Origin of the sequence: Tsukamurella sp. 8F, from assembly GCF_029167375.1 — a bacterium.
Lineage (GTDB): Bacteria > Actinomycetota > Actinomycetes > Mycobacteriales > Mycobacteriaceae > Tsukamurella.
In genome coordinates this window covers 99,043-124,902 of sequence record NZ_JARFTP010000002.1, presented here as the reverse complement: position 1 = coordinate 124,902, position 25,860 = coordinate 99,043, and the positions used below count along the sequence as shown (strand labels likewise).

Below are 25,860 nucleotides of genomic sequence, written 5' to 3'. Positions count from 1 at the left end.
CCCAACTGCTGTGCGGGCGTCTCACGGTTGGTCGTCTAACCACCGGGCGGCTGGAATCCGGCGAAGCAGCCGAGCGACCACGGGTCGTCTCGTTCCAGACGTGGATGAAGCTTCAACTGGTGTCCCCGCACTCGGGCCGAAACGCCCCGTAGTCTCGTGAGGACGGCTGCTCACGCTAGGCAACCTTGAGCGAATCGACGTAAGGAAGCGTGTGGGCGCAGACTTGTTCATTTCGTACGCCTGGACATCGGAGGCGCACCGGGAGTGGGTGCGCCTGCTCGCGGCGCAGCTCAAGGCGCTCGGCTTCGACGTCCTCATCGACGCGGACGTCGACTACGGCGACGACCTCAACGGCTTCATGCGTCGAGTCTCAGACTGTAAGCGTGTGCTGCTCATCGTGGACCAGAACTACGTCCAGAGGGCCGACACCATCCCTGAGTCTGGCGTAGGCAAAGAGAACCGCTGGATCGCCGAGGTCGACGCGTCTCGTGAGGCCGCCTGGCTGTCAGCCCTCTTCGTCGATAACCGCTCCTACGTCCTACCGGCGTGGCTCGGCGACAGGATGCCTAAGGGCTTCGATTTCAACCACGCTCCGGGAAGCCAGCAAGAGTCCCCGGGTGCCGAGCAGATCGAAGACCTGTGGCGGTGGGCCGCGGGACTCCCGGCCAATCTCGACAGCGCGACGCCGATCGCAACTCTTCGAGAGCGGGCCACACGGCTCGAGCATCAAGATCTGCGCAGTGACCCAACACAGTGGAGAAGCCCGGACCTCGCCGGCGAGACGCACTTCGTCTACGAAGAAGCGCCGCAGAAGACCTTTCGCTGGGGCGTCCGCCATTCTGAGTTCGCGCTGCAGGTCAGCGGATGCGCCGACAACTCGGTGTACGTCTACAAAGGTCCCATCAAGGCCGTCGGGCTCGTTCGAGTCAAGGGCGTCGACCACGCCGTCGCACAGCAGCTCACGCCTGGACAATCCCCGTCACTCCGTGCGTCGGCCAGAGTGTCGTGCTCATGAACACGCACGGGCGACTCGCAGTCGTCGACATTCTTGACGTGCAGCGCGAGGACACAAGCGATCGTCAGTACGTCCCGCCGTTCGTCGATTTCCGATGGAGGGTCGTCGAGTCATCCTGACGATGGCTCCGCAAACGGTCGTTAAGCAGGACAATCTACGTCAATCTCGCCGCCCACTTGGTCTGTCGGCACGAGGTTCGAGAGCCTCGCTAGAAGTCCATGTTCGTGATCCGGTCGACCCGGTTGGCGTAAACGTCGATCATCCGCGCGAGGCTGCCTTCGGCCCCGACGCGCTCGATCACCTCCATCCGGAACGCCGCGTTGAACTGGACGTCGAGGCCGGAGTCGATCCAGCCCATCGCGTGAGGGAAGGCCTTGGCGAAGTAGACGTCGATCTCGTCGAAGAGAGCGAACACGCCCTCGATGTCGGTACCCGAAACCGCATGGAAAGAGAACAGAGGGCTGTCGCGGATGCCCGACAACCCGACCGGGAGCGCCCCGAGTCCCGGCGTGTGTAGGTACACGGTGGCACCGTGCCCCTTCTCGAACCCACCGTGCGAGTACGGGTTCCGCCACCGCTCGATCACTTCAGTCAGACGCTCCCGGAGACGAACTGCTTCCGGGTCGGAGTGACCCACCACCCGCCGCCATTTGTCACCCCAACGGGCTCCGATGATCTTGGTCAGGCAGTCAATGCTCGGGTCGAAATCAAGGAAGGGCAGCGCCAAGACAAGGTCGTGCTCCAGCGAGCTGAGGAACGCCGAGATCGCGGCGACGAGATCGTGACTGGCGTTGAGCGTCATGACCTCCTCCCCCAACAGGATCGACCACCACTCGCCCACATCGCTCATGCCGCTCTCGCGGACGTCTTCAACCACATCCGGGTTGCTCGCGCGCTCACGGAAGTAGTCGTAGGCGCGCCGCAGCTGCAAGTGCTGGTTCACCACGGTGACGTCGCCGGCGTCGAGGATCCCGCCCGCGCTCTCGGAGAGCAGCTGCTCGACGGTCTTGACCGCCAACGTCAGCTTCTGACGCACTTCGGCCATGAGGTCGTCGGCGTGCTCCTCACTGAGGTCGCCGACGATTCTCAGTCGGACGCCGAACTTCTCGTGCGCAAGCTCGCACGGGTAGCCCCGATACGTGAACGGCACCCACCACGCGACCTTCTCGCGCGGTCCGTGGTGCTTCAGCCCGACGAGGGACAGCGCGTACCGCAGCAGGACCGGCAGCGGTGCCTCTCGCGACGAGAACTCAGACCGATAGGAGGCCAGCGAGTAGTCACGAGCCTCGTGCGGGATCGGCTGACCGACGTCGCGCAGCACGGTCTCGGACAAACGACGCCCAGCCTCCTCTTCCGCTGTCGCCATCCATCAAAGGTTGCCACCACAAGGCGAGCCTGTGTGCAGATTCCATGGCCGGCAGCGACAGTGATTCAAACCAGGGAGGCCCTTGGCTCCAATATCGCACGCGTGTATGCGATGTTGCGGTCCACACAGATCACGAAGTTCGAGCACGCATCACAGGAAGAATCAAAGCGGCGCGCGCCTATGCGCGTCTACGATCTCGTTCAGCCAATTCGTCAACGGCTTGATGGCGCGGCGATGTCCCGACGCCGATCCGAGGTGCTGCCGCAGCAAAGCCGACGGAATGTGCGGCTTCGCCTTGCCAGACTTCTTGCGGTCGGAGTTCCACCCTTTCGCACCGAGGTACGCCGCCATCGCCTCGCGGCCGGCGGTCCCTGTCGCGAACGTCTCCGCGGTCTCCTTACTTACTTCCCCTGTCTCGTCAGGGCCGAGCAACTTCGCCAGCTTCTCTTGCCCGACCACGTCGAGGAGCAGGCCTTCGAGATCGGAGCTCAGCACGAACGCGTCCCACTGCTTCAACATCGTGTTGAGCTCCTCCTGGTGCTCGAGTGCAGCCTTGAGGGTCTTCACCTGCCGGTCAGCCAGCTCTCGCAGACTGTTGAGGAAGAGTGTGGGCGGCTTCGGGTCCTTGGCCTTGAGGATCTCGACCAGAGCGCGCTTGTTGTCCCCGTTCTTGTGCACGCCGTCCTTGTCGGTGAGCACGTAGGCGCGGACGCCGAAGAGCTGGGCGAGCCGGAGCAGATGGGAGATCGTCGTGATCCCGGACGCCTCGATCACCGCGATGCCCAGGGCGTAGTGTCCACCCGGACCACCGGTGATCCTCTCCAACAGAAAGTCGATAACGAGCTTGTCGCTGTGGCCCTCGACCAGGATCACCGAGCTGGCGAACACCAGCTCGCTGTTGGTCGCGTCGCAGTAGCGAGTCAACCGCCCCTCTTCGTCAACCGCCAAGTCCGGTTTGGACGCTGAGTACGTCATACCCTCCGGACTGAGCGGAAGTCGCGCAATCCTGGTGACGGAAAACGAGTCGACCAGCACCGGACTGTGTGTCGTTACAAGCAACTGTGCCTCCGCCGAGATGTCCTTCAGGATCTTGGCCATCGCCCGTTGCGTCTGCGGGTGGAGGAATGCCTCAGGCTCTTCGACGGCGAAGAGGACGTTGGTGCCTGCCTGTCTGCTCTTCAACGAGACGTAACGGAGGATACCCAGCACTAGAGCCGACTGAAATCCCGTGCCGCGCTCGGCGATCGGGACTACGACGTCGTCCTGACTGGTGATGACAGCTTCCCGGAGCATCCCGCGCAGCGCGTGCCGGGGCGTCGGCAGGTCAACTCCGAGGACCGGATCCTGGAAAGGGAGTTCGACCGCGACCGACTGTACCGACTCGCTGAGGACCTCCCGCACCAGATTCTCTACAGGCTCGATTGCCTTGGCGAAGTCCTTCTGGAGTTGCGTGGAGCGGGAGCTTCCCGAGCGAACCAGTACCCCCTCCAGCGTGTCATGGAGCCGCGTCAATGACTGGTCCGCGTCACCCTGGTCAGCATCACTCACCCTGATCGAGGGGATCTTCACGAAGTCGAACGACTGAAGCACCCATTCGTAGATCTCGCGAGATCGTGCGTCTGTACCCCGCCACGTGCGGTAACTAATCTTGCCATTTCGCGAGCACGTGATCTGGACCCAGAAGGTCTCGTCGCGGCCGACTGTGCCGTCCAGCTCGTCGGTCTCGGCGTCAGTGAGTCCACCGAAGTGGACCTTGATGCTCGACAGCATCCTGCGGCCGCCATCGACGTAGTAGTCATTCAGCGGCTTCAGACGCCTGAAATCGTCGGCTGTCGGATCCGAGAAAAAGGCTTCGAGTACACGGATGAACGAAGACTTTCCAGCGTTGTTCGGCCCTGCGATGAGTTGAAGGGCCGGATCCACGTCAAGCGACAGGGTCTCAAAGCCTAAAAGACGCCTGATGTGGACTTGCTCGATATGCATGCCGTCAGCCTAGGAGGCAGCCGTGCCGGGCGCGGCCGAGTCGGATGATCACAGTGTCATTTCCCCTCGTGCACCGGAGGTGGGCTATACGTCGCGCTCTTGATCTCGGTCACGTCCGAGGTCGCCCGTGTCGTGGAGACGTAGCCCTCGGCATCAGTCAGACCGCCGATCACCAGGTACGCGGGTCTGCCGACTTCGATCGGTCCGTCCACCAGGCCGAGCAGAGGCAACACCTGTCCGTCTCGCCGAAGCGCATGCGTCCCGTCCGGATAGGAGTGGCCGTGATCGACGGCCAGACGCACGAGCGTCTTCTCCTCCCCATCGAGTTGAAGAAGATAGTGGGAGCCCGACCGCGTCGAGACGACCCACGAACCGCCGGCCTCGAGGCCGAGCCGATCCCGGCGTTCGTAGCCGTCGATGGGTTTGGCTGGCTCGTCAGGCTTCTCGTTCAAGATGCGGGCGAGAACCTTGCGTTGTCGTGCGCTGAGCTGCTCGACGTCGTACCCGCCCATAGCGGTGGCCACCAGACCGTGGCGTTCATCGGGCAGGATCCACACGTGCGCGGGGAGATGACACCCCACTTCCCATCTTCAGCGGGAAGTCCCAGCCGCCCCGGTACGCCTCTTCGGAAGTCAGCAGTTCCTCCGTGCCGCAGACCTCGCACCAATGCACGATCTCCTTCATGCTCCTCCACGGTACGGAACGAGGGCCGCGCACTCTCGAGCAGTTGCTCCCCCGCCATTTGATCTCAAGCAGCGCTCTACGTCGGCAGTGCGACCACGTCGGTGGATGAAAGTCGCGAGCGGTGCAATCCTCCGCCAGTGCGTGTGAGCTGTCCCTCGCCGACCATCTCACGAACAACCGACGCCGCTTGACTCTCCTTGTACACGGTGCTTCGCAAAGCGAACTTGCGAAGGTGGTTGACGGTAGCCTGGTTCCCAGGAAGCGCGCGGAGATGGTCCACGATCAGCCGCTTGAGCGGCGCAGTATTCGGTTCGATCTCAATCGCGAGGGCCTCCTGGTTCGGATCTCGCGGATCTCGGTACCCAACGCCGGCGATATCATCGACCTCCCACATGGCCTCCTTCATCTTGGTTAGGCCTCTCTCGTGGGTCGTTCCGAACACCAAGAACAGGGACTGACCGCGCTTATCGATGAGCTCAAAGTCCAGCACGTACTGGAACCCCGCTTGCTGAATGGTTTGGCGGTATCGCTGCAACAACCAGCGATCCTTCTTCTCGGGTGGCTGGCCTGCAACCTCACGCCAGCTAGACCCTCCGAACACTCGGTCACCATGCTCGATCGAGTCGACGGAGGCGAAGCGCGAGAAGTACTGCGGTTGCATGGTGATGATCACCTCGCTGCCAGGGTTCTCCGCGACCCGTTGGACAAGATCAAACGAGATTGCCCCGCCCCACGTGTCGAGTACGGCGAGGATGGGTCGCCCCCATGCCCGCTCCCGGGTCAGCACACGCTGCAGATCTGGCTCGCAGTCCCCCTTCTCCACCGTCACGTGGACGCCGTGAGCGCTCAGTCCGTCAAGAGGGACAGGCGCGGTTGCTTTCGCTATCTCCATCGGCAGCAGATCGATGCACCGTTGATCGCGATCGATGAAGACGAACCGGATTCCACCATTTCTCACCTTGGTGCGAATGGCCTTGTTGCCGACGAGCGCCTTGACTGCGATCACCGGAGAGCCGGCGGAGCCGTCGAGATAGACTCCCGGGCCTGCGAAGCCCTCCGCGTACGTGATGTCTGCTCCCCAGCCATTGACCATGATGGGCATCCATTTGTCGAGGTACTGGGCATATACGGCATGCTTGGCCTTGGTGTGCTGATCAGCTGACCACGGTACGGGGTTGCTACCTGCCATAGCGGTTCGCTCCTGTCTGAGGATGGGCGGTGCCGGTCTGATGTGCCCCGACGGCGACAGGAAACATCGTTAGCCACGCTGACGATCAGCCCACTTTGGACTGATTATAGGGACGCTCGTCACACCGAGGAGTACATGACACAGTCGCGAGTCGACGTGACCACTGTGACGTGAGTTAACGGATTGTTCTGGGGAGGGTGCACAATAGGCAGCACCACAGGCAGCGATGGGAGACACATGGCAAGCGGCACCGCCATCGAGTGGACAGAGGTCACGTGGAATCCCGTCACGGGCTGCGACCGCGTAGCAGCTGGCTGCGACAACTGCTACGCCCTCGCGCTCGCCAAGAGGCTCAAGGCGATGGGGGCCGAGAAGTATCAGCACGACGGCGACCCTCGCACCTCAGGCCCGGGGTTCGGAGTGACACTCCACCCTCGGTCGCTGCAACAACCCTTCACCTGGCGTGCCCCCAAGGTCGTGTTCGTCAACTCGATGAGCGACCTCTTCCACGCCAAGGTCCCGCTCGGCTTCATCCGCGAGGTATTCGATGTGATCCGCGAGACACCGCAGCACACATATCAAGTACTCACCAAGCGCGCCCATCGCACAGCGCGAATCGCCGATAAGCTCGAGTGGCCCAACAACCTTTGGATGGGCGTCTCTGTCGAATCGTCCGACGTCGTCGACAGAATTGACCACCTACGTGCCGTGCCGGCCGCAACGCGCTTCCTCTCGTGCGAACCCCTCCTGACAGCACTGCCCGGCCTGGACCTGCGCGGCATCGACTGGGTCATCGCCGGCGGCGAGTCCGGTCCACGCGCGCGACCCATGGACCCGGCGTGGGTGGAGGACATCCGCGACCAGTGCCTCGCGGCCGACGTCGCGTTCTTCTTCAAGCAGTGGGGCGGCAGGACGCCTAAGGCCAACGGTCGCGAGCTCGACGGCCGTACCTGGGACGACATGCCGGAGCTGGCCCGGACATCGGCCTAGCTCACCCGCCGAAACACAAAGTCCCTCGGCTTACTCCCTTTTGTCACGTACTCGAGTTCGCCGGACTTCACCAACTCCCGTAGTGCCGCAGTGAAAGCAGTCTCCCTCGCTTCGCCGTAGAGGGCTCCGAAGATCGCATGCACGTTATCGACGGCCTTCTTCGGCTTGCCGTCGGCGGTCAACGTACGCAGATTGTTGGTGATGTGCTGGATGGCGCACGCGCGCTCACGCTCGAGCTGATCGGCCACGGTGTCCCACAGCATGCTCTCGCGCTCGTCCGGATCGGGGCCGAGGAAGTCGATCCACTTCTCCCGAGCTTTGGCCGCTGACACGCCGAAGACCCAGAATCCGTGGGGCTGCGAGGTGAGGAGAATCAGGTAGTAGATGGGTTGTTGGTGCACCTGTCGGCGGACCGGCGCGACCACCGAGCCGTACGGTGTCGCGGCGGTTAGACGACGGGCGTACTCGTGGGCGACCGCTTCAGCCGCCGACTCCCAGTTTTGACCGCCGGAGTCCTCATGGGCTCGAATCGCCACGTCGCGCCACCATTCACCGCCGCACACCCTGTCCGCCTGAGCCACTCCGCCAAGGTCTAGCTGTCCCTTCTTGAACTGTCCGCCCGCGCGCCGAATCAGGCCAGCATTGAAGTTCAGAAGCACCTCTGTCCGCGGCCATGTCCCGCGCTTGGCGAGCACGTCCCTGATTGAATCCATCGGGAGCACCGCACCGCACGGGTCGAGGAAGACGAACAGGCTGGCTTGCTTCGCAAGTTGAAGCATCTCGTCGAGGCGGTTCTTGCAGTCGTCGTGGTGACTGTCGATACGGATACCGCGGGAGCGGTACTCGTCAGCGACCTTGTCGAGGATCTCGTAGTCCTTATGTGCCTGTTCCACCAGAAGCAAGTCGATCTGGGTCGACCCCTTCCGCTTCTGCGCAGCGACCATCATATGCTCGGCTGATCCTGCCTCGCCGGTGTCGAACCGTCCCCTCCCCGCGAAGCCATCGAAGAGGACGCACCGTTTTGGGGTCAGCTTGCTGGCGGTCATGGTCGCGTACTGGATGATGTACTGCTCCAGGATCGCGTGCTTGTAGACCGACTGCGGCTTCGGGCTTTCCAACAGCCCAGCATCGGTTCCCGTTGCCATCGTTATCCCGATTCGTCTTCGGCCGCCTTGAGGGTGTCCAGCGGCGGCAGTGCGTCAACGATCTTCATCGTCTCGACGGACACGGTGACGATCCGCGCGAGCAGGTCGAGGATGTACCTTGGATCGCCTATCTCGCGGGACCAGTCGTTGGGGTCGTTGACAATCCCCGAGGCCTTGTCCGTCTTGATGTAGTAACGGTCGATGATCCACTCGATCGCCGAGCGGCTGCCCAGCGTGTAGCGGTAGGCGTCTTCCGGGACGTTAGACAGCGTTATCCGGTCGTTGTAGTGGATTGTCGTGCGGTCCTTCTGCTTGGCGGTGCCGCCGAAACGCATCTTCTTGTCGCCGACCGCGAAGAAATCGTAGGAGTCCCCCTTCGCGACCACGTCGAGACCATCGAGCGGGTACGGCTGCTGATTCTCGTAGTCCAGGTGCAACTCGATCAGCCTCCGGCCAGCGGTCGCGAAGCCGACGAAGTCCCGCACGAACGGAATCCTGGGCAGCAACTTCTTCAGATCGGCGGCGTACGTCTCGCGGTACTCCGGCGAGTGAAGGAGTCCGTAGACGTAGTCGAAGATGTCGTCCTTCGTTATGTCCGCCGATGAATACTGAGACTGGAACCGCTTCAACACATCGTCTGTGATGTTGTCGATCCTCCGGTATCCGTCCACCGAGTCGCCGCCGTCGCCGAGGTCGAGCATGCCGGAATCGTCGACCTTCTCGTACCGCCAACGCGGGAAAAACTGTCCGGTGTCGAGGAGGTGGAGGTCTGGGATGCTGTCGCAAGCGATAGCACCGAAGTCGTAGTGCGAGGACACCCCGGTCAGCAAGATTCCTTGAGTCCCCAGCTCAGACGTTGGAAATAGAATCGGCAGCCGTCGACGGTCCTCATTCAACGTTGGGTCAAAATATACAAACTGACGCACGAAGGGACGATATGTCGCCCGCCGCGTCGCGCCGTCCTCGATTTCAATTCCTTGTCCGCTCGCGAATCGGGCCAACAAGCGCCGCGACCACGCGATATTACTCGGATTTCTGGGCAAATCTCTTACAGAAACGCCACTGTCCAGCGCTTTTCTGTATGTAGCCGCGAGGCGCTCCAGGTCCGCAAGCAGCGACGCTCGCGAGGCGCGGTAGACCCAGGCGTCTCGATTGGTTGTCAGCCCTTTGGAAGTGACGCCGAATACGGAGGGGCCATCGAGGTCGTGCAGAGAAAGCCATCGAGCGAAGTCACCGCGACGCTGCCCAAACCAGTCGCCGTGTTCGTCCAGGATGATGTCGCACGCTTCTGTACGCAGAATCGACTGCGTCGCGACTAGTTCGTCAACCTTCTCTTGGGCGGTCGTAAAGTCAGCCACCTGGGCGTAGCGCAAGGTCGCAGCCCGCTTTTCGCGGGTGTCGTCTTTGACGAGCACGACAATTGCAATGCCGGCAATTGATCCCCCAGACCCCTTCGCGAATGCCTCGAAGATCGGTCGACCTTCGGCTCCAGCGTTACGGCGATTGCCGCGCAGGTTGAACACGTAGATCTCCGCGAACTCCTCTACAAGCGACCTTCGAAGACCGACCGAGGAGCTCGCAGTGAGAAATCCGCCGTTCGTTACGTAGGCGATCACACCGCGCTGGCCGAGTCGAAGCGACGCCCATTTCAGTGCCCGAACATATGAGTCATACATGCCTCTGATCGAGGACGTCGCTGCTCTCGCCGCATAGGTCGTCCGGATCGCTTCGTCGAGAGCGGGATACTTCTCGTTCGCCGAATCGTCGTTGGCCGAGTCCTGGCCAACTGAATACGGTGGATTGCCGATGATCACCGTGATCGGCAGCTTCTTGAGCTTCTGCAGGCGCTCGTTGTTCTCGACGAACATTCCGAGGTCGGGGGTGTCGTCGGGCTCCCAGGATTGGAACGTGTCGGTCAGCACCAGGCCCGGAAACTCGGTCTGCTCCCCCGCCAGGTCGGCGTAGGTGGTCTCGATGTTGACGGCGGCGATGTAGTAGGCGAGCAGCAGGATCTCGTTGGCGTGGAGCTCGTTGGCGTACTTGCGGGCCAGGTCGTGCGGCTCGATCAAGCCGGACTGCAGCAGCCGGACGAGGAACGTGCCGGTGCCGGTGAAGGGGTCGAGGATGTGCACGCCTTCGTCGGTCAATCCCTGGCCGAACTCCTGGCGCAGCACGTCGTCGGCGGAGCGGAGGATGAAGTCGACGATCTCCACCGGGGTGTACACGATGCCGAGCTTGTCGACGGTCTTCTTGAACGCGACAGTGAAGAACTTGTCGTACAGCTCGATGAGGATCTTCTGCTTGCCCTCGGCGTTGTCGACGCCAGCGACGCGCCTGCGGACGGAGTCGTAGAAGTTCTCCAACGGTGCGTTCTCGGCGCTCAGCGGGTGCTCGTCTAAGCTCGCGAGCATCCGCTCCATGATCTGAGCCACGGGGTTGGTCTCGGCGAAGGCGTAGCCCTCGAACAGCGCCTCGAAGATCGGCCGGGTGACCAGGTGCTGCGCGAGCATGTCCACCGCGTCAGTCTCGGTGATCGAGCCGTTCAACGAGTCGCGCAATCCAGTCAGGAACTTGTCGAACTCGACCGCTTGCGGTGACTCTGGATCATTCAGTAGGCCGTTGATGCGGGTGACGTGCTGGTGGGCGATGTCGGCGACCTCTTTCGCCCACGTGTCCCAGTACTTGCGCTCCCCGACCTTCTTGACAATCCGGGCATACATCGCGTCGCGGAAGCCCTCGAAGCCGTAGTCGAGAGTGAGTTGCTCGTCGCCGGACTGATTCTGACCGCCCCCACTCGAGTCCGAATCGTCACTTGGAGGGCGGGGCGTGGCGTCGATGATGGGCAGTTGGTCGGGCCGCCGCTTGTTGAGCTCGATGGAGTTCACCATCGCGTGGAACCGGTCGTCGTGGGACCGCAGCGCCTGCAGCACTTGCCAGACGACCTTATAACGCTGGTTGTCCTTCAGCGCTTCCTCCGGCGGGATCCCGGACGGTACGACGACCGGCAGAATGATGTAGCCGAGCTTCTTGCGGCCCGTCGGATCGAGCCGCATCACGCGGCCGACCGACTGGACGACGTCGACCTGAGACCCGCGCGGCGTCAAGAACATCACCGCGTCGAGCGCCGGAACGTCGACGCCCTCGGACAGGCAGCGCGCGTTTGTCAGCACCCGGCACACATCGGGGTCAGCTTCGGCTTTGAGCCAGTCGAGGTGCTTGTTTCGCTCGTGGATGCCCATTCCGCCGTCGACGTGGGCCGCTTCCACGCGCAGGCTGTTTGAGCCGGCGCGGACATCGTCCTGCAGTGCTCGGTCAATAAGGGTAGGGAACGCGGCCGAAGCCGCCTTCGACGACCGGATGTCCTTCGCGAACGCCACCGCGCGCCGCATCGGCGTGCGGTCGCCGGCGGTCCCGATCTCGGAGCCGAAGTTCTTCGCGAGGCCGTTCCAGCAGCCGAGGAGCTTCGACGCGTCGCCGAGCTGGATCTCGCCGGACTCTGCCATCGCCTTCTGGAAGTGGGCGGCGACGTACTCCTCCTCGACACTCAGCACGAGCACCTTGTAGTCGGTCAGCAGGCCCTTCTCGACAGCCTCACCAAATCCGAGGCGGTGCAACTCCGGTCCGAACTGGTCTTCCCGATTCATGTCCGCGAGCACGGCGTCGTTCTCGATCGCCTTCTTCGTCACCGCGTCGTCGAAGACCTTCGGCGTCGCGGTCATGTACAGCCGCTTGGCCGCTTGGATGAACCGATTGTCGTGGACCTTGACGAAGTGCGACTCGTCCTGCCCGGCGAGCGTCACCCCCGTGGTGCGGTGCGCCTCATCGCAGATCACCAAGTCGAAGTCGCCAAGGCCGAGCAGCTGCGCCTGCGAGATGACGTCGATCGACTGATAGGTGGAGAACACCACCGTCATCCGGTCCGCGGCGTCCGTTCCGGCGTTCACGCGCTTCACCAGTGTCGGAGCGTCCGTGGTCGCGGGCTCGGTGAGGTCGATCGTCGAGATGTCGCCCGTGTCGGCCGTGCTGGTGCGGCGTCCAACGCGCACGTCCGAGCACACCGCGAATGGCCGAATGTCGACCTCCGACTGGGCCATCCACTCCCGCAGCGTCTGCGAGAGCAGCTGAATCGAGGGCACCAGGAACAACACGCGGCCACCCGCGCCGACGAGGTCCTCAGCGATCTTGAGCGCCGTGAAGGTCTTGCCCGTGCCGCAGGCCATGATCAGTTTGCCGCGGTCGTGTTCGGCCAGTCCAGTCCGCACAGCGTCCAGGGCAGCACGCTGATGTCGGCGCGGCTTATGGGCGGTCGCCAATGCAACGGCATCCGGTTTGGACCAGGAGTATTGCGACCAGTCGACGCGTGCGTCGTCGAAGAATCCGATGTCGATTCGTTGGGCGACCCCTTCGAGGGTTTCCTCGGCGTTTCCGCTCCATCCAGCGGCGGTGTCGAAGACGTAGCGCTCCGTCCACTCGCTCTTGGCCGAGGCAGAAATGAACGAGTCGATGTCGGACTTCGCGACCTTGTGGTCGGCGGCGTAGAACTTGCACTGGATCGCCGCCAGGCCTTGACCGTCGCGGCGCTGGGCGACTAGATCGATGCCGGTGTCGGTGCGCGTGCCTCGGCCCGCCCACTCGGACCACAGCCAGACGTTCTCGAAGCGCGCGGTCCACTCGGGCTCGTTCGACAAGTAGGCCTTGATCAGCCGCTCGAACTTGTCGCCCTTGTCGCGCTCATCGATAGCGCGAGAGCGGAGGTCATCGAGGAGGTCATGGATCGTCACCGGCATGCCTAGCAGTCTTCCAGGTCTGATCGCTCCGTCCGCGCGCAACTCCGCTATCGCAGCATGTCACGAGCGTCGGATCGGAGGGCGCTCTGGACATATGGGCCAGAGTCCTCCAAGACAGCGACAGTGGATCCAAGTTCCGCGATATCGCGGTCGTCCCGAATGGGAGAATCCCACCATGCCCGATCCGTCGCTTTCCCGGCGCTGAGCCTGCGCCAACCAAGTTCGACACCAACATCATCCCGCTCGGCGCGCGAGCGCTCCAGAGCATCCTCGATCATGTAATCGCGGTCGGTGATGAAGCGGAGACGAACTACCTTGAGGTCAAGGGCTCACTCGACATGCCAAGCAAGGCGACCACGGCCAAGATTGCGAAGTTCCTTCTCGGAGCGGCGAACCGCCGGCCACAAGATGCGGTCCGATACTTCCGTGGCTACGCGGTCTTGGTGATCGGTGCACAACAGAACAGTGCCCCGGAGTCCCGCGCGGAACCGAGGCTCATGAGCTCGAAGACCGTCTCCGTCCATACCTCGGACCGCAGTTCCCCGCGTTCGAATTCGGCAGGATCGGCATCGACTCCGGCAACGAGGTTCTGTTCGTCATCGCTCAGCCACCCGAGGACGGCCAGGCGATGTACCCCTGCCACAAGAGCTACCAGGGCGACGACCGCCGTGACAGCCTCGAGGACGGCGCAATCTATGTGCGAGGAACCAGCAATACCCGACCTGCACGCGCCGGGGAGGTCCTAGCACTTGTCGAACGCGCGCGGGGTGCTGGGAAGCCGCCGATCACCCTTGATGTCGAACGCTCGGCCGGGTCCACCGCGTCGATCGTGTGAAAGAGGTCCTGGAGAAGCTACGGGACTACCGGGAAGAGCAGTTCAGTAAGAAGGCACAGCGCGGGGCAGCGACCGCTTTCCCGCCAGGAGCACATCAGTTCGCAGCAAGCCTCTACGGTCGCGCCGAGCCGCTATCGCGCCAGGAACGCGCTGACGCCCTGGCCACCTGGCGCGCCGACAAGGACGAACACATCATGAAAGGACGCGAGCACGTTCTCGGTGTCGGGCTAACCGGGATGGGTATCCGCATCACTAGCTGTTCTGCCCTGTGAGGTTAGGGACGCGGCTCGCGGGCGGCTTTCCTCCGAGTGCCGTGTGGCCTCGATGGTAGTTGTAGGTGTGTAGCCAGGCCGGGTATCGCTGGTTGCGTTCGGCGTCGGTGCGGTAGAGCTGGGCGTAGGCCCATTCGTCGGCGAGTGTGCGGTGGAAACGTTCGACCTTGCCGTTGGTTTGGGGTCGGTAGGGGCGGGTCCGGCGGTGCTCAATGACGCCGAGCGCATCCCGGAAGGCATGTGAGCGGTAGCATGATCCGTTGTCGGTCAACACTTTCCGAACAAGGATCCCGCGCTCTGCGAACCATGTGTTGGCGCGGATCCAGAACGCTGCCGCAGTCTCTTTCCGTTCATCGGTCAGGATCTCGCTGTAGGCCATCCGGGAGTGCCCATCGAGGGCGGTGTGCAGGAAATGATGCCCGCGCAGCGGTTGGCGGGACTTGTTGAACCGGCCGCTGCTGCGGTCGGCCTGGGAGTTGCGGCCGCCGACCTCGCGCCCGAGCATCCGCCAGCCGCCGCCGGCAGGGATCTTGCCGAGCTTCTTGACATCAACGTGCACCAACTCACCGCAGGCGGTGGTCTCGATCCGCCGCACCACTCGGCCGGTGGGACGGTCGAGCCAGCGCAACCGTGCCAGGCCGTAGCGGGTGAGCACCCTGTGCACCGTCGACGGATGCAAACCCAGTAGGTAACCGATTCGTGCCGGCCCCAGCGACGCAGAACCCTGACCTTGACGATGCGGCGTTCGGTCCGCGTCGGTGTGCGCATGGGGCTGTGATGCGGGCGACTCGGTCGATCGGCCATCGCCGCGGCGCCACCAGCGCGGTACCGGCCGGCCCAGCGCGCTGCGGTCGTCGGCGAAACCTGGAACCGCTCCGCAGCACGACGCACCGGCCACCCTTCATCGACCACACACCGAGCGAGCCGCAGCCGCCCGGTTTCCGACAACGACGCGTTACGGTGGACCACGAAGACCTCCAGGGTGTGTGCGTTTCCTCGACAGTTCGCACTTCACCCGGAGGTCTTCGTCTTGTCACCTCACCACGCCGTGCCCCTAACGTCCGTGGTCAGAACAACTAGCCGAGACCGATTCGTCGCAAAACCTCACTTGATCGTGACCTTCCACGGCTGCGAAGTCCTCGATCATCTGGACCCGGGCAACGCCGATTTCGAGAAGGCCGTCGAGCCGGTCGTGCGCACCCAGGAGCCGTATGGACCTTCGTTCGATCCGTCGACTCTGCAGTTCACTCCTCGCGGCTATCCCGTTACCTGGAACAACCGCGACGACAACGCCGAGGTCGTCCTCACTCCAGAGTCTTTTCGCCCGAATGTGCCTTGGACCACTGACGTGGACGACTATGTGGTTGTCGCACGGGCCCCCGAAGCCACCGAGGTGCAGGTCTCCTGGATGCTGACCGAAGACGCCAACGACGAAGTGACCGCAGGCGAGATCCAGGTGTCGACCGACGAGCGTCTTGACGCTGCAGCATTGTTCGAGACCCTGTTCTTTCACGGCGACTGACAGAAACGCCGACTGTCGCCTACCGGCGATAGCCTGGGCATATAGCGTCATGAGCGCGTGTTGCCAGTCGTCGTCTTCAGCAGGTGCGCCCCACGTTGAACACTGACACGACACCTGTGCCCGTCCGCCAATCGACATTCCAATAGTCGCCACTAAGCCCGTTGCATGCTCAGTTAAGGACGTACACCGACAAAATCTCGCCAAGTTCGGTGAAGTCACTGACGTTTGTAGAGGTCACTCACGTGCTCACATAAGGGCACAGGTCACTTGGAGCCGCATTAGGTGCCCGGTGGCCCCGTCATCGTGATGTGATGCGCCCTGCGACAGCCACCTCGAGAGCGTACTTCGCCTCGGGCCCCCGGCTGCGAGGCTCGGTACGCGGGGCCCGGTACGCGCGGCACACCTCGACTCGGTCAGGCCGCCAGCGCCGCGACGAGTGGTCCTTCCCGCCTGCGATGAGGCCACGTCGGCGCGGTGCGCAGCATCGAACACCTGATCCCTCCGCCAGGCCTGCTCTTAGAGGAGCTACAACCGCGTGCCGAACCCGGCGTAGTCCGGCGTGAAGAGCACGCCGAGGTAGCCCCTGGACGCGGTCGTCGCGGTCGAGCTCGCCGGCTTCTTGGACCACTTTCCGGATGTACTCAGGTCGCGAGAACAAATGCTTGACCACCAGGTTCGGCAGTCGGCCCGATGAGTCAAGGCCACGCCCCGTTGTCGGGCAGCAGCTACAGCAGCGCGGTGCAAAGTGAACCTTAGGCGTTAGGCGGCTAGTCCATACCTACGGCAGCATCCAGAACACCTTTATCCCGCACGTTCAACACCTGTGCGGTCCATGACCACCCTGTATCACCAGCGAGCCACACCGCCGTAGCGCCAGCAACACACAAAACGACACACAGTGATAGAAAAATCGGCAAATCTGAGCCCTTGCTCAATCCGCACCCACCGAACGCCCAAGCCGTGCGATACACCAAGAAGCTGCCGCAAGCACGGCCGGTCAATCGGCACAGATACCGACGGTGACCTGCAGATACTGCCCCAGCGACAGGAGCCTATACGTCAGACGGTGAAGCCCAGAGCCCGCAGCTGCTCACGACCGTCGTCGGTGATCTTGTCCGGGCCCCACGGGGGCATCCAGACCCAGTTGATCTTGGCGTCGGTGCACAGTCCGCTCGAGACCAGCGCGGAACGCGTCTGGTCCTCGATCACGTCGGTGAGGGGGCAGGCCGCGGACGTCAGGGTCATGTCCAGCAGCGCCGCCGCATCGTCGTCGACCCTGATGTCGTAGACCAGGCCGAGGTCGACGACGTTGATCCCCAGCTCCGGGTCGACGACGTCGCGCATCGCCTCCTCGACGTCGTCCAGCGTCGGCAGATTGGGCGTCTGCTCGGTATCCGTCATGCCGTCTTCTCCTTGCTGTCGTCGGCGGTGTCGCGATCGCCGTCGACGATCTGTGCCAACGCATCCTTGAACGCCATCCATCCCAGCAGGGCGCACTTCACGCGCGCCGGGTACTTCGAGACCCCGGCGAAGGCGATGCCGTCGCCTATCAGGTCCTCATCACCCGGGACGGTGCCACGCGAGGACAGCATCTCGGTATAGCTCTGCAGCATCTTCAGCGCCTCGCCCACGGGCTCGCCGATCACCTGATCGGTGAGGACCGAGGTCGAGGCCTGCGAGATGGAGCAGCCCTGCCCGTCGTACGAGACGTCGACCACAATCTCGCGGTCGTCCGACAACTGCACGCGCAACGTGACCTCGTCGCCGCACGTCGGGTTGACGTGATGCACCTCGGCGCCGAACGGCTCACGCAGCCCCCGATGGTGCGGGTGCTTGTAGTGGTCCAGGATCACGTCCTGGTACATCTGTTCCATTCGCATCAGGCGGCCCCGAAGAACTTCTGTGCCTTGACGATCGCGTCGGCCAGAGCATCGACCTCGGCAACGGTGTTGTACGCCGCGAACGACGCGCGGGCGGTGGCGGCGACGCCGAACCGGCGATGCATCGGCCACGCGCAGTGGTGTCCTACGCGGATCGCCACGCCCTCGTCGTCGAGCACCTGACCTACGTCGTGCGCGTGGATCCCGTCTACGACGAACGACACGGCGGACCCTCGGTCGGCGTTCACCTCGGGACCGATGATTCGCACGCCCTCGATCGCCCCGAGCCGCGCGAGCGCCGCGTCGACCAGAGCGTGCTCCTGAGCGGCGACGGCGTCCATGCCGAGCTTGTCCAGGTAGTCCACCGCGGCACCGAGCCCGACGACCTGCGACGTCATGGGCACGCCGGCCTCGAAGCGCTGCGGCGGCGCGGCGTAGGTCGTGGCCTCCATGGTGACCGTCTCGATCATCGAGCCGCCGGTGAGGAACGGCGGCAGCTGGGCGAGCAACTCGCGCTTCCCGTAGGCGACGCCGACACCCGACGGGCCGAACATCTTGTGCCCCGAGAACGCCGCGAAATCCACGTCCAACGCATGGAAGTCGACCTTCGTATGAGGAACGGACTGACACGCGTCGAGAACGACGAGGGCGCCCACAGCACGTGCCCGGCGGACGAGCTCGTCTACGGGCGCGACCGCTCCGGTCACATTGGACACATGCGTGAACGCGAGCACCTTCACGCTATCGTCGAGCTCGAGCGAGTCGAGGTCGATGCGGCCGTCGTCGGTCAGCCCGTACCATTTCAGCGTCGCGCCGCTGCGGCGACAGAGTTCCTGCCACGGAACGAGGTTCGCGTGATGCTCCAACTCGGTGACGACGACGGTGTCGCCCTCCCCCAGCTGCTTTCCACCGAACAGCGCGGCACTCCGGTCGTCACCGAGGGTGTATGCCACGAGGTTCAGCGCCTCGGTGGCGTTCTTGGTGAACACGATCTCGTCGTCGTACGCCCCCACGAACGACGCGATCGCAGCGCGGGCGTCCTCGTAGGCGTCGGTGGCCTCCTCGGCGAGCTGGTGCGCCCCCCGGTGCACGGCCGCGTTGTGATGCGTGAGGAACTCGCGCTCGGCGTCGAGCACCTGCAGCGGCCGCTGCGACGTCGCGCCCGAGTCCAGGTACACCAGCGGCTTGTCGTCGCGCACCGTGCGGGCCAGGATCGGGAAGTCGGCGCGGACGGCCGCCACATCGATCGCATCCGTGAAGACGGTCGGTTCGGGTACCTCGCGGTCGGTCCGGTGTGTGTCGACCGTCATCGCTTCTCTCCCTTCGCTGTTCGTGAGATCAGGCCCCGACGGCCTGGGTGAACCGGACGTAGCCGTTCTCTTCGAGCTCGTCGGCGAGCTCCGGTCCCCCGGACTCCACGACGCGGCCGTTCACGAAGACGTGCACGAACTGCGGGTGGATGTACCGCAGGATCCGGGTGTAGTGGGTGATGAGCAGGATGCCGCCGTGCTCTCGTTCTGCGTACCTGTTGACGCCCTCCGACACGACCCGCAGCGCATCGACGTCGAGACCCGAGTCGGTCTCGTCGAGGATCGCGAACTTCGGCTTGAGCAGGCCCAGCTGCAGGATCTCGTGGCGCTTCTTCTCACCGCCCGAGAAGCCCTCGTTCACCGAGCGCTCGCCGAACTGCGCGTCGATGTCCAGGTCGCCCATCGCCTCCTTGACCTCTTTGACCCAGGTCCGGAGCTTGGGCGCCTCGCCGCGGACGGCACTGGCGGCGGTGCGCAGGAAATTGGACATGGAGACACCGGGTACCTCGACGGGGTACTGCATCGCGAGAAAGAGGCCGGCGCGGGCACGCTCGTCGACCGTCATGTCCAGGACGTTCTCGCCGTCGAGAGTGATCGTCCCGCGGGTGATCTCGTACTTGGGGTGGCCTGCGATCGCGTAGCTCAGGGTGGACTTACCGGAGCCGTTCGGTCCCATGATCGCGTGCGTCTCACCGGACTTGATGGTGAGGTCGACACCCTTGAGGATGTTGATCGGCTCGGCGTTCTCGTCCGACTGCACCACATTGACGTGCAGGTCGCGGATCTCGAGAGTAGACATCAGTTGCTTTCCTTGGGCTTTCGCTTCTAGTGGTCTCAGACGCCGGCTGTGGCGAGTTCGGTCTCGATGGCTGCCTCGAGCCGGGCGCGGATCTCGGGCACCGTGATGCGCTCGATCAGCTCCTGGAAGAAGCCACGCACCACGAGGCGGCGGGCCTGGTCCTCCGGGATTCCGCGTGAGCGCAGATAGAACAGCTGCTCGTCGTCGAACCGTCCGGTCGCCGACGCGTGGCCCGCACCCTCGATCTCGCCGGTCTCGATCTCCAGATTGGGCACCGAGTCTGCCCGCGCACCGTCGGTGAGCACCAGGTTGCGGTTCAGCTCGAACGTGTCCGTGCCCTCGGCCTCGGCACGGATGAGCACGTCCCCGACCCAGACGGTATGGGCGTCACCCTTCCTCGAAGCCGGGTCGCCCTGTAGCGCACCCTTGTACACGACATTCGACTTGCAGTGCGGTACAGCATGATCTACCAGCAGACGCTGCTCCAGGTGCTGGCCCGCGTCGGCGAAGTACAGGCCGTACATCTCGGCATGGCCGCCCGGCTGGGTGAACCGCACGTGCGGTGTCATACGTACCGTGTCGCCGCCGAGCTGCACAGCGAAGTGCTTGACCGTCGCGTCGCGCCCCACGGTGACGTGATGCTGCGTCGCCCACACGGCGTCGTCGGCGAAATCCTGCACGTCCACGACGGACAGCAGGGCGCCGTCATCGATGACGAATTCGATGTTCTCCGAGACGGTTCCGGAGCCACGATGGTCCAGCACCACGACCGCTCGCCCGAAACGCTCGACGCGGATCTGCAGGTGCGCGAACGCGGTCCGACCCTCGCCCGGGCCCTCGACGGTGACGATGAGCGCGCCATCCGCCTCGACCTCGCGCCCGACGGTGACGACGGTCGCCTCGCTGAACGACGACCACGCCTGCGCGGCAACGCGATCGAACGGGACACCGGCGGCGCCGAGGCGGGAGTCGTCCCGCCCCACGGTCTCGACGGTGATGCCGGCCGGGACATCGCCCGTCGTGAAGGACACGACGCCGTCGACGGTCGCCTTGCCGTCGTGCAGGCCGCGCAGTCGGCGCAGCGGCGTGAACCGCCACGCCTCGTCGCGGTGACTGGGGATCTCGAAGGCGTCGACGTCGTACGACGTGAAGAGTTCGCCCTTGTTGGTGACCGGTTGTGCGGACTCTGCGGCCGCCGCCACGTTGTTCCCGGGCGTCGCAACCGACGGCCCGGCGAGGCGCGAATCAGACTCTGTCACTTAGCCCACGGCCCCTTCCATCTGCAGCTCGATCAGTCGGTTCAGCTCTAGGGCGTACTCCATCGGCAACTCCTTGGCGATGGGCTCGACGAAGCCGCGCACCACCATGGCCATGGCCTCATCCTCGGTCAGGCCGCGGCTCATCAGATAGAAGAGCTGGTCGTCACTCACCTTGGATACGGTCGCCTCATGCCCCATCGTGACGTCGTCCTCGCGGATGTCGACGTACGGATACGTGTCCGAGCGCGAGATCGTATCCACAAGTAGCGCATCGCACTTCACCGTCGAGCGCGAACCGTGCGCACCCTTGTTCACCTGCACGAGGCCGCGATAGGACGCCCGACCGCCGCCGCGTGCGACGGACTTGCTGACGATGTTGCTCGACGTGTTGGGCGCGAGATGCACCATCTTGGAACCCGTGTCCTGGTGCTGTCCCTCGCCCGCGAACGCCACCGAGAGCACCTCGCCCTTGGCGTGCTCACCGGTCATCCACACGGCCGGGTACTTCATCGTGACCTTGGAGCCGATGTTGCCGTCGATCCATTCCATCGTGGCACCGGCTTCGGCCTTGGCGCGCTTGGTGACCAGGTTGTAGACGTTGTTCGACCAGTTCTGGATGGTCGTGTAACGGCAGCGGCCGCCCTTCTTGACGATGATCTCGACGACCGCGGAATGCAGCGAGTCCGACTGGTAGATCGGCGCGGTGCAGCCCTCGACGTAGTGCACGTACGCACCCTCGTCCACGATGATCAGCGTGCGTTCGAACTGGCCCATGTTCTCCGTGTTGATACGGAAGTAGGCCTGCAGCGGGATGTCGACGTGCACGCCCGGCGGCACGTAGATGAACGAGCCACCGGACCACACGGCGGTGTTCAGCGCGGAGAACTTGTTGTCTCCCGCGGGGATCACCGAGCCGAAGTACTGGCGGAACAGTTCCGGGTGCTCCCGCAGGCCGGTGTCGGTGTCCAGGAAGATGACGCCCTGCTCCTCCAGATCCTCACGGATCTGGTGGTAGACGACCTCGGACTCGTACTGCGCGGCCACACCGGCGACGAGGCGCTGCTTCTCCGCCTCGGGGATGCCGAGCTTGTCGTAGGTGTTCTTGATGTCCTCGGGCAGATCCTCCCAGCTGGCGGCCTGCTTCTCCGTGGAGCGCACGAAGTACTTGATGTTGTCGAAGTCGATACCGTCCAGGTTGCTGCCCCACGTGGGCATCGGCTTCTTGTCGAAGATGCCGAGGGCCTTCAACCGGCTCTCCAGCATCCACTGCGGCTCGTCCTTCTTCGCAGAGATGTCCGCCACGACGGCGGGCGACAGCCCGCGCTGGGCGGAAGCCCCCGCGGCGTCGGCGTCGTGCCAACCGTAGCCGTACTTGCCGAGCGACTCGATGGTCTGTTCCTGGGTGAGCGGCCCCGAGCTCGCCGGCTGGGCGATCGTGCCCGGGGACACGATCTCGTTCTCGGTGGTAGTCATCGAAGCTCCTTCGGCTGCCCCGTGGTCAGGGGCACGTGTGTGGTGCATGCGCGGTCCCCGTTGGCGATCGTCGCCAAACGCTGGACGTGTGTTCCCAACAATTCCCCGATGACCTCTATTTCTGCTTCGCAGAGTTCGGGGAACTCGCTGGCGACCTCCGACACCGGGCAGTGGTGTTGGCAGATCTGGACGCCGGACCCGACGATGCGGGTGTCGGCCGAGAAGCCGGCATCCGACAGTGCGACGGCGATCCTCCGGGCGTTGGTGCCCGTGTCCGCCGTGGCGCTGGTGTCGGCCGAGGCCACAGCGGCCTCCGCCCGGCGGCGGGCGAACGCCCGTACCGCCTCCTCCCCGCCTACCTCACGGAGGGCGCGGAGCGCGTCACCGGCCAGGACGTCGTAGCCCTGGGACAGTTGCCGGCGGCCGGCCTGCGTCAGCAGGAACTGCCGGGCCGGACGCCCGCGGCGACGATGGTCGCTACGAGTCGACGGTGGCGCTGAGGTCACCTCACCTGCATCGATGAGGATGTCGAGATGGCGACGGACGGCCGTGGGTGTGATGTCGAGTTCCTCACCGATGTCCGCCGCGGTGCAGGCCCCCTTCGCCACGAGCAGAGACACGATGGCGTGGCGGGTGTCGCCCTCCAATGGGCGGACACCACCCTCGCGCACAGTCGTCTCGTGGTTTTTCACAACACGATTGTTTCGTAAATCCGCCGCGCATGCTAGCAAGGGCAGGCTAAGCTCGCCAGCGCTTGGCCGAAATCCCCGTGTCGCATATCACCCGGCAGAATGGCGGGATGCTCGACACGCTCCCCGACGCCGTCGCGGCGGCGCGTGCGCTGGTGCTGCCGGACCGCCCGGTCGTACTCGGGATATGCGGGGCACCCGGAGCCGGGAAGACGACCCTCGCCGAGGCACTGGTGGGCGCGCTGGCCGCGGAGCCGCCCGCCGGTATAGGCCCCGATCGAGCGGTACACGTGCCGATGGACGGCTTCCACCTGGCCGACGCCGAGCTCCTACGACTGGGTCGGCTCGGCCGCAAGGGCGCTCCGGACACGTTCGACGCCGACGGCTATGCCGCCCTGCTGCGCCGACTCGTCGATCCCGACAGGAGTCGCACCGCCTATGCGCCCGCGTTCGAGCGGACGCTCGAGCAACCCCTCGCGGGAGCGATCCCCATCGAACCCGCATGCCGCATCGTCGTCACCGAGGGCAACTACCTGCTGCTCGACGACGAGGTGTGGGCTCCGGTGCGCGCTGCGCTCGACGAGGTGTGGTTCGTAGTCGTCGACGATGCGATACGCCGGGAACGACTGGTGCGCAGGCACATCCGGTTCGGTAAGACCCCAGACGCGGCGTGGGCCTGGGTGCGCGAGGTGGACGAGCCGAACGCCCGCCGTGTGGCCGCCGCCGCAATGCGAGCTGATCGCGTCGTCGCGGCCGCCGCGGCGGCATCGCACCCCGTGCGCTGAGGTCGCGGCCGCGCACGCCACGGCGCCCCGAGCCGCCCCGAGTACGCTGCATCCGTGTCGCCCACGGTCCGTAGTCCCGCAGCCGCGAAGGCCGTGGGCCGCTACCTGGGCATTACGCGCACGGAGGCGTCGTCGTCGGCCACCGTAACGAGCCTGCACGGCGACGAGGGCGAATATCCCGACCTCCTGCCTGCCGAGAAGCGTCAGGCGCGCAGGATAGCGATGTTCGGCGGCGTCGGCGCGGTCCTCATAGCGTTCGGCGCACTGGGGGTCGGGTCGTTCCCGGTCGTGCAGAATCCGATCGCGGGTGTCCGACTGTTCGGTCTCATGTTCCGCATGCCGTCGACCGCGCTGACGGTCGCGATGACCGGCACGGCGATGCTGATGCTCGCGTGGGTACTGCTGCGCCGGTACACGGTCGGATACCTCGCACCCAACGCACACCGTCCGCCCGCCCCGCCCCGGCGGCTGCAGCGCAGGGCGTTCGACCGGATCCTCGCACTCTGGTGCCTGCCGTTCGTGTTCGCGCCTCCGATGTTCAGCAAGGACGTGTACTCCTACCTCGCGCAGAGCGAGATCACCGCGCGCGGCATGGATCCCTACCGGATCGGCCCCGCCGCGGCGCTGGGCATCGACCACGTGTTCACCCGTTCGGTGCCGAACATCTGGCGCGACACCCCCGCGCCCTACGGACCGCTGTTCCTCTACCTCGGCCGCGGTATCACGGCCCTGACCGGTGAGAACATCGTCGAGGCGGTGGTCCTGCACCGGCTCCTCGCTCTCGCAGGCGTGGCCTTCATCGTCTGGGCGCTGCCGCGGCTCGCGCGGCGCTGCGGGGTCAACGAGGTCGCCGCGCTGTGGCTCGGCGCCGCGAACCCGCTACTGATCTTCCACCTGATCGCCGGCATCCACAACGAGGCCCTCATGCTCGGGCTGATGCTGGTCGGCATCGAGTGGGCACTGCGCGCGATCGACTCCGGCCGATCGTTCCTCGGCGGAACCGCGAGGCTCGAAAGGCCGTGGCTGCCATCCCGCACGGGCTGGCTGCTCGTCGCCGGAGCCGCGACGATCGCGGCGTCGAGCCTGATCAAGATCACGTCCGTGCTCGCGATGGGGTTCGTCGGGATGGCCCTGGCGCGGCGCCTCGGCGCGGTCTTCCCGAACATCGGGGGGCGTGCCGGGAACTGGCGCCTCGCACTGACGGGCATGCGGCCAACGTGGCGCCGCACGACGCTGGCACTCGCCACGTCCGCCTGCCTGCTGGCCGTCGTCCTCGTCGCCGTGGTCGTGCTGGTGTGCCAGGTGACGGGCCTCGGCTACGGCTGGCTCGACGCCAGCACGCTGGGCACTGCGAACAAGGTGCGGTCGTGGATGTCGATCCCGACGATCCTCGGGCTCGGGACCGGACAGATCGGTGTCCTACTCGGGCTCGGCGACCACACCACCGCGATCCTCGCCCTCACCCGCCCGCTCGCCGCCGCGATCGCGGCCGTCATCGTGTGCCGCATGCTCCTCGGCACGCTCTCCGGGCGGATCCACCCCGTCGGTGCGATCGGCGTCTCGATGGCCGCCATCGTCCTGCTGTTCCCCGTCGTCCAGCCCTGGTACCTGCTGTGGGCCATCATCCCGCTGGCGGCCTGGGCGACGGCGCCCGCGTTCCGGTTGTCCGCGGTGATCGCGTCGTGCGTCGTGTCGCTCATGCTCATGCCGAACGGCGGCGAGATCGAGCCGTACGTGATCGCGCGGTCGGCGATCACCACGGCGATCGTGGTGGCGCTGTATCTCTACCTGACGTTCGGCGGCGGGCGGGCGCTGACCTCGGCCGTCGTGGCACGCGTGCGCCGACGGGGTCCGTCGGACCGGGCTGTACGCTGAGC

Annotated in this window: 20 protein-coding genes and 1 pseudogene; 5 read left to right on the top strand and 16 right to left on the bottom strand. The window is 64.7% G+C overall.

Annotated elements, in window-relative coordinates; translation table 11 throughout:
* Window positions 1–211 precede the first annotated feature (211 nt).
* Complete coding sequence (locus tag P0W64_RS02035) at window positions 212–1,015, top strand: toll/interleukin-1 receptor domain-containing protein (RefSeq protein ID WP_275478382.1); 804 nt, start codon at window positions 212–214, stop codon at window positions 1,013–1,015.
* A gap of 208 nt (window positions 1,016–1,223) precedes the next feature.
* Here P0W64_RS02035 and P0W64_RS02030 read toward each other — a convergent pair whose 3' ends face one another.
* From P0W64_RS02030 to P0W64_RS02015, 4 genes are all read right to left on the bottom strand, one after another.
* Window positions 1,224–2,381 (bottom strand): hypothetical protein, encoded by a 1,158-nt coding sequence (locus P0W64_RS02030; protein WP_275478381.1) that lies wholly within the window; start codon window positions 2,379–2,381, stop codon window positions 1,224–1,226.
* A gap of 162 nt (window positions 2,382–2,543) precedes the next feature.
* Entirely contained in the window at window positions 2,544–4,364 is a 1,821-nt protein-coding gene (locus P0W64_RS02025) for an AAA family ATPase (protein ID WP_275478380.1), read from the bottom strand.
* Window positions 4,365–4,420: 56 nt separating this feature from the next.
* Window positions 4,421–4,945, bottom strand: coding sequence for a hypothetical protein (locus tag P0W64_RS02020; protein ID WP_275478379.1), 525 nt, complete (start codon window positions 4,943–4,945; stop codon window positions 4,421–4,423).
* A 179-nt stretch (window positions 4,946–5,124) separates the two neighbouring features.
* Window positions 5,125–6,237, bottom strand: a complete 1,113-nt coding sequence (locus P0W64_RS02015) for a three-Cys-motif partner protein TcmP (RefSeq protein ID WP_275478378.1) — start codon at window positions 6,235–6,237, stop codon at window positions 5,125–5,127.
* 237 nt (window positions 6,238–6,474) lie between these two features.
* Between P0W64_RS02015 and P0W64_RS02010 the strand changes: the two genes are divergently transcribed.
* On the top strand, window positions 6,475–7,227 hold the full coding sequence (locus tag P0W64_RS02010) for a phage Gp37/Gp68 family protein (RefSeq protein ID WP_275478377.1): 753 nt from the start codon (window positions 6,475–6,477) through the stop codon (window positions 7,225–7,227).
* Here the strand turns inward: P0W64_RS02010 and tcmP are convergent.
* From tcmP to P0W64_RS01985, 5 genes and pseudogenes are all read right to left on the bottom strand, one after another.
* On the bottom strand, window positions 7,224–8,372 hold the full coding sequence (gene tcmP, locus P0W64_RS02005) for a three-Cys-motif partner protein TcmP (protein WP_275478376.1): 1,149 nt from the start codon (window positions 8,370–8,372) through the stop codon (window positions 7,224–7,226). The genes P0W64_RS02010 and tcmP overlap by 4 nt on opposite strands.
* Window positions 8,373–8,374: 2 nt before the next feature.
* Window positions 8,375–13,159 (bottom strand): type ISP restriction/modification enzyme, encoded by a 4,785-nt coding sequence (locus P0W64_RS02000; protein WP_275478375.1) that lies wholly within the window; start codon window positions 13,157–13,159, stop codon window positions 8,375–8,377.
* 430 nt (window positions 13,160–13,589) lie between these two features.
* Window positions 13,590–13,802 carry a hypothetical protein gene (locus P0W64_RS01995; RefSeq protein WP_275478374.1) on the bottom strand — a complete coding sequence of 71 codons (213 nt, stop codon included), beginning with the start codon at window positions 13,800–13,802 and terminating at the stop codon, window positions 13,590–13,592.
* Window positions 13,803–14,246: 444 nt separating this feature from the next.
* The gene (locus P0W64_RS01990) at window positions 14,247–15,107 is read right to left on the bottom strand and encodes an IS481 family transposase (protein WP_275478532.1); all 861 of its coding nucleotides are present in this window, start codon (window positions 15,105–15,107) and stop codon (window positions 14,247–14,249) included.
* Window positions 15,050–15,178, bottom strand: a pseudogene (locus tag P0W64_RS01985) (helix-turn-helix domain-containing protein); the annotation flags it as partial. The gene P0W64_RS01990 and the pseudogene P0W64_RS01985, both read right to left, overlap by 58 nt.
* A gap of 202 nt (window positions 15,179–15,380) precedes the next feature.
* Between P0W64_RS01985 and P0W64_RS01980 the strand changes: the two are divergent.
* Window positions 15,381–15,788, top strand: coding sequence for a hypothetical protein (locus P0W64_RS01980; protein WP_275478373.1), 408 nt, complete (start codon window positions 15,381–15,383; stop codon window positions 15,786–15,788).
* A gap of 1,059 nt (window positions 15,789–16,847) precedes the next feature.
* Here the strand turns inward: P0W64_RS01980 and P0W64_RS01975 are convergent.
* Genes P0W64_RS01975 through P0W64_RS01945 form a run of 7 tightly spaced genes read right to left on the bottom strand, consistent with a single transcriptional unit; the run spans window position 16,848 to window position 23,201 of the window.
* Window positions 16,848–17,189, bottom strand: coding sequence for a metal-sulfur cluster assembly factor (locus P0W64_RS01975; RefSeq protein WP_275478372.1), 342 nt, complete (start codon window positions 17,187–17,189; stop codon window positions 16,848–16,850).
* The gene (gene sufU, locus P0W64_RS01970; protein WP_275478371.1) at window positions 17,186–17,668 is read right to left on the bottom strand and encodes a Fe-S cluster assembly sulfur transfer protein SufU; all 483 of its coding nucleotides are present in this window, start codon (window positions 17,666–17,668) and stop codon (window positions 17,186–17,188) included. The genes P0W64_RS01975 and sufU overlap by 4 nt, the downstream gene beginning before the upstream one ends.
* Window positions 17,668–18,978, bottom strand: a complete 1,311-nt coding sequence (locus P0W64_RS01965; protein ID WP_275478370.1) for a cysteine desulfurase — start codon at window positions 18,976–18,978, stop codon at window positions 17,668–17,670. Before P0W64_RS01965 ends, sufU begins: the two co-directional genes overlap by 1 nt.
* Window positions 18,979–19,006: 28 nt before the next feature.
* Window positions 19,007–19,777: a Fe-S cluster assembly ATPase SufC gene (gene sufC / locus P0W64_RS01960; protein ID WP_275478369.1), complete on the bottom strand. Its 771-nt coding sequence runs from the start codon at window positions 19,775–19,777 to the stop codon at window positions 19,007–19,009.
* A 35-nt stretch (window positions 19,778–19,812) separates the two neighbouring features.
* Window positions 19,813–20,979 carry a Fe-S cluster assembly protein SufD gene (sufD, locus tag P0W64_RS01955; RefSeq protein WP_275478531.1) on the bottom strand — a complete coding sequence of 389 codons (1,167 nt, stop codon included), beginning with the start codon at window positions 20,977–20,979 and terminating at the stop codon, window positions 19,813–19,815.
* Window positions 20,980–21,036: 57 nt separating this feature from the next.
* Complete coding sequence (gene sufB, locus P0W64_RS01950) at window positions 21,037–22,509, bottom strand: Fe-S cluster assembly protein SufB (RefSeq protein ID WP_275478368.1); 1,473 nt, start codon at window positions 22,507–22,509, stop codon at window positions 21,037–21,039.
* A complete protein-coding gene (locus P0W64_RS01945) occupies window positions 22,506–23,201 on the bottom strand; it encodes a helix-turn-helix domain-containing protein (RefSeq protein WP_275478367.1) in 696 nt (231 codons plus the stop codon). The genes sufB and P0W64_RS01945 overlap by 4 nt, the downstream gene beginning before the upstream one ends.
* 107 nt (window positions 23,202–23,308) lie before the next feature.
* On the opposite strand from P0W64_RS01945, the gene P0W64_RS01940 reads away from it, so the two are divergent.
* Together P0W64_RS01940 and mptB are read left to right on the top strand one after the other, a co-directional pair.
* Complete coding sequence (locus tag P0W64_RS01940; RefSeq protein WP_275478366.1) at window positions 23,309–23,983, top strand: nucleoside/nucleotide kinase family protein; 675 nt, start codon at window positions 23,309–23,311, stop codon at window positions 23,981–23,983.
* 153 nt (window positions 23,984–24,136) lie between these two features.
* Window positions 24,137–25,858 (top strand): polyprenol phosphomannose-dependent alpha 1,6 mannosyltransferase MptB, encoded by a 1,722-nt coding sequence (gene mptB, locus P0W64_RS01935; protein ID WP_275478530.1) that lies wholly within the window; start codon window positions 24,137–24,139, stop codon window positions 25,856–25,858.
* Window positions 25,859–25,860: the final 2 nt, after the last annotated feature.

Bases quoted from the DNA above. Each gene is read 5' to 3' on its own strand.
- P0W64_RS02030 (WP_275478381.1), bottom strand. From the start codon at position 2,381: ATGGCGACAGCGGAAGAGGAGGCTGGGCGTCGTTTGTCCGAGACCGTG.
- P0W64_RS02025 (WP_275478380.1), bottom strand. From the start codon at position 4,364: ATGCATATCGAGCAAGTCCACATCAGGCGTCTTTTAGGCTTTGAGACC.
- P0W64_RS02015 (WP_275478378.1), bottom strand. From the start codon at position 6,237: ATGGCAGGTAGCAACCCCGTACCGTGGTCAGCTGATCAGCACACCAAG.
- P0W64_RS02010 (WP_275478377.1), top strand. From the start codon at position 6,475: ATGGCAAGCGGCACCGCCATCGAGTGGACAGAGGTCACGTGGAATCCC.
- tcmP (WP_275478376.1), bottom strand. From the start codon at position 8,372: ATGGCAACGGGAACCGATGCTGGGCTGTTGGAAAGCCCGAAGCCGCAG.
- P0W64_RS02000 (WP_275478375.1), bottom strand. From the start codon at position 13,159: ATGCCGGTGACGATCCATGACCTCCTCGATGACCTCCGCTCTCGCGCT.
- P0W64_RS01975 (WP_275478372.1), bottom strand. From the start codon at position 17,189: ATGACGGATACCGAGCAGACGCCCAATCTGCCGACGCTGGACGACGTC.
- sufU (WP_275478371.1), bottom strand. From the start codon at position 17,668: ATGCGAATGGAACAGATGTACCAGGACGTGATCCTGGACCACTACAAG.
- P0W64_RS01965 (WP_275478370.1), bottom strand. From the start codon at position 18,978: ATGACGGTCGACACACACCGGACCGACCGCGAGGTACCCGAACCGACC.
- sufC (WP_275478369.1), bottom strand. From the start codon at position 19,777: ATGTCTACTCTCGAGATCCGCGACCTGCACGTCAATGTGGTGCAGTCG.
- sufB (WP_275478368.1), bottom strand. From the start codon at position 22,509: ATGACTACCACCGAGAACGAGATCGTGTCCCCGGGCACGATCGCCCAG.
- P0W64_RS01940 (WP_275478366.1), top strand. From the start codon at position 23,309: ATGCTCGACACGCTCCCCGACGCCGTCGCGGCGGCGCGTGCGCTGGTG.